The sequence below is a fragment of the Streptomyces sp. NPDC101151 genome, assembly GCF_044768335.1.
Lineage (GTDB): Bacteria > Actinomycetota > Actinomycetes > Streptomycetales > Streptomycetaceae > Streptomyces.
In genome coordinates, this window is record NZ_JBIWPP010000126.1 from 1 (window position 1) to 2,221 (window position 2,221).

Consider the following 2,221-nt stretch of genomic DNA (forward strand, 5'->3'; position numbering starts at 1 on the left):
TTCTTTGTGATTTTAACTAACCCCCCATTTCTGCTTTGTTCGGAGGTAGTACCCGCCTTCCGGGGGGGGCCGTTGGGGGGGGGGGGGGGGGGGGGCGGGGGGGGGGCCCCCCCCCCCCCCCACGGCTCGTAGAAGACGCCCCTCAGGGAGCCTGCGTCACTTGTTGACGCAGGTGTTGCCGAAGGCGGGGTTCAGGAGCCCGATCACGTTGATCGTGTTGCCGCAGACGTTGACCGGGACGTGCACCGGCACCTGGACGACGTTGCCCGAAACGACGCCCGGCGAGTGCACGGCGGCACCCTGGGCACCCGAGTCCGCGACGGCCAGGCCCGCACCCGCGAGAACCAGACCACCGGTGGCAGCCGCAGCAGCAACGACCTTCTTGAGCATTATTCCTCCTTGTTGGCAAAAGCGATCATGTGTCGCTGATCGCATCACCTGTAACGAGGAGGAACTAATGGAGCTACGAGCTTATCGTCGCATTCACTCTTCTCAGCTCGATCTCGTACGGGCGCCCGATTACCTGGGCCCATGGCTTCACGACGCGTCGATGAACCGGTCGAGCACCCGCACGCCGAACTTCAGCCCGTCCACCGGCACCCGCTCGTCCACGCCGTGGAACATTCCGGCGAAGTCCAGCTCCGGCGGCAGCTTGAGCGGCACGAAGCCGAAGCCCCGGATGCCGAGGTCGTCGAAGGACTTGGCGTCGGTGCCGGCGGAGAGCATGAAGGGGATGGCCTTGGCGGTGGGGTCCTCGGCCAGCAGAGAGGACTGCATGGCCTCGACGAGCGCCCCGTCGAAGCCGGTCTCCACGGCCTTGTCGGAGTGCACGTCCTCGCGCCGGACGTTCGGCCCGAGCAACCGGTCGAGGTCGCCCAGGAACTCCTCCTCGTGGCCCGGCAGGAAGCGTCCGTCGATGTGCGCGGTGGCCTCGCCCGGGATGACGTTGACCTTGTAACCCGCGTTCAGCTGGGTGGGGTTGGCGGTGTTGCGCAGGCTCGCGCCGATGAGTTTGGCGATACCGCCGAGCTTGGCGAGGGTGGACTCCATGTCCTCCGGGTCCAGCTCGGTGCCGAGCGCGTCGCCCAGCTCGTCGAGGAAGGCCCGGGTGGTCTTGGTGACCCGCACCGGGAACTTGTGCCGGCCGACCCGGGCGACGGCCTCGGACAGCTCGGTGATGGCGTTGTCCCGGTGGATCATCGAGCCGTGCCCGGCGGTGCCGGCCACGGTGAGCTTCATCCAGTGCATGCCCTTCTCGGCCGTCTGGATCAGATAGAGCCGCCGCTGCTCGTTCACCGTGAAGGAGAAGCCGCCCACCTCGCTGATCGCCTCGGTCACGCCGTCGAAGAGGTCGGGGTGGTGGTCGACCAGGTGCCGGGCACCGTACGTGCCCCCGGCCTCCTCGTCGGCGAGGAAGGCGAGCACGATGTCCCGCGGCGGCCGACGGCCGCTGCGCAGCCGGTCCCGCACGACCGCGAGGGTCATGGCGTCCATGTCCTTCATGTCGACGGCCCCGCGCCCCCACACGCATCCGTCGGTGACCTCGCCGGAGAACGGGTGGTGGGTCCAGTCGTCGGCATTGGCCGGCACCACGTCCAGATGGCCGTGGATCAGGAGCGCGGGCCTGGACGGGTCCTCGCCCTCGATGCGGGCCACGGTGGAGGCACGCCCCGGGTGCGACTCGAAGATCTTCGGTTCCAGCCCGACCTCGGCGAGCTTTTCGGCGACGTACTCGGCGGCCTTGCGCTCGCCGGGGCCGGAGTGGTCGCCGTAGTTGCTGGTGTCGAACCGGATCAGCTCGCGGCAGAGGTCCACGACCTCGTCCTCGCCGGTGACGCCCTTGGCCGTGTCCGTCTCGCTCACGCTGCTTCCTCCCACTGTCCATGCTGGTGGTCCTCTTCATCCTCCCTCCGAGCCGCCCCGCGCCCAAGACCGGTCCCGGCCCGTCACACGCCGTTCACCCGGGCCCGGACCCGGGAACGGGGTGTGATCGGCCACCCCGGAAAGCCTGGTAGTGTTTCCTTCGTCGCCGCGGGGGAAACCCCGCACGACAGACACCTTGTCCGGGTGGCGGAATGGCAGACGCGCTAGCTTGAGGTGCTAGTGCCCTTTATCGGGCGTGGGGGTTCAAGTCCCCCCTCGGACACCATCAACACCAGAGGTGCCGACCCGCGTCAGGGCGGGGACACGGGTGTTTTTAGTTCCCCGGTTGGGGGGGCCG

2 protein-coding genes and 1 tRNA gene are annotated in these 2,221 nt (G+C 68.4%); 1 reads left to right on the forward strand and 2 read right to left on the reverse strand.

The genetic code is table 11. The features are described from left to right. Nucleotides 1-156: 156 nt before the first annotated feature. Both chpH and ACIRU3_RS47655 read right to left on the reverse strand, forming a co-directional pair. Nucleotides 157-390: a chaplin ChpH gene (chpH, locus tag ACIRU3_RS47650; RefSeq protein WP_404070733.1), complete on the reverse strand. Its 234-nt coding sequence runs from the start codon at nt 388-390 to the stop codon at nt 157-159. 147 nt (nt 391-537) lie between these two features. After that, complete coding sequence (locus tag ACIRU3_RS47655; protein ID WP_404070736.1) at nt 538-1,863, reverse strand: M20/M25/M40 family metallo-hydrolase; 1,326 nt, start codon at nt 1,861-1,863, stop codon at nt 538-540. A gap of 198 nt (nt 1,864-2,061) precedes the next feature. On the opposite strand from ACIRU3_RS47655, the gene ACIRU3_RS47660 reads away from it, so the two are divergent. Then, nucleotides 2,062-2,149 (forward strand) — tRNA-Leu (locus ACIRU3_RS47660). Nucleotides 2,150-2,221 lie beyond the last annotated feature (72 nt).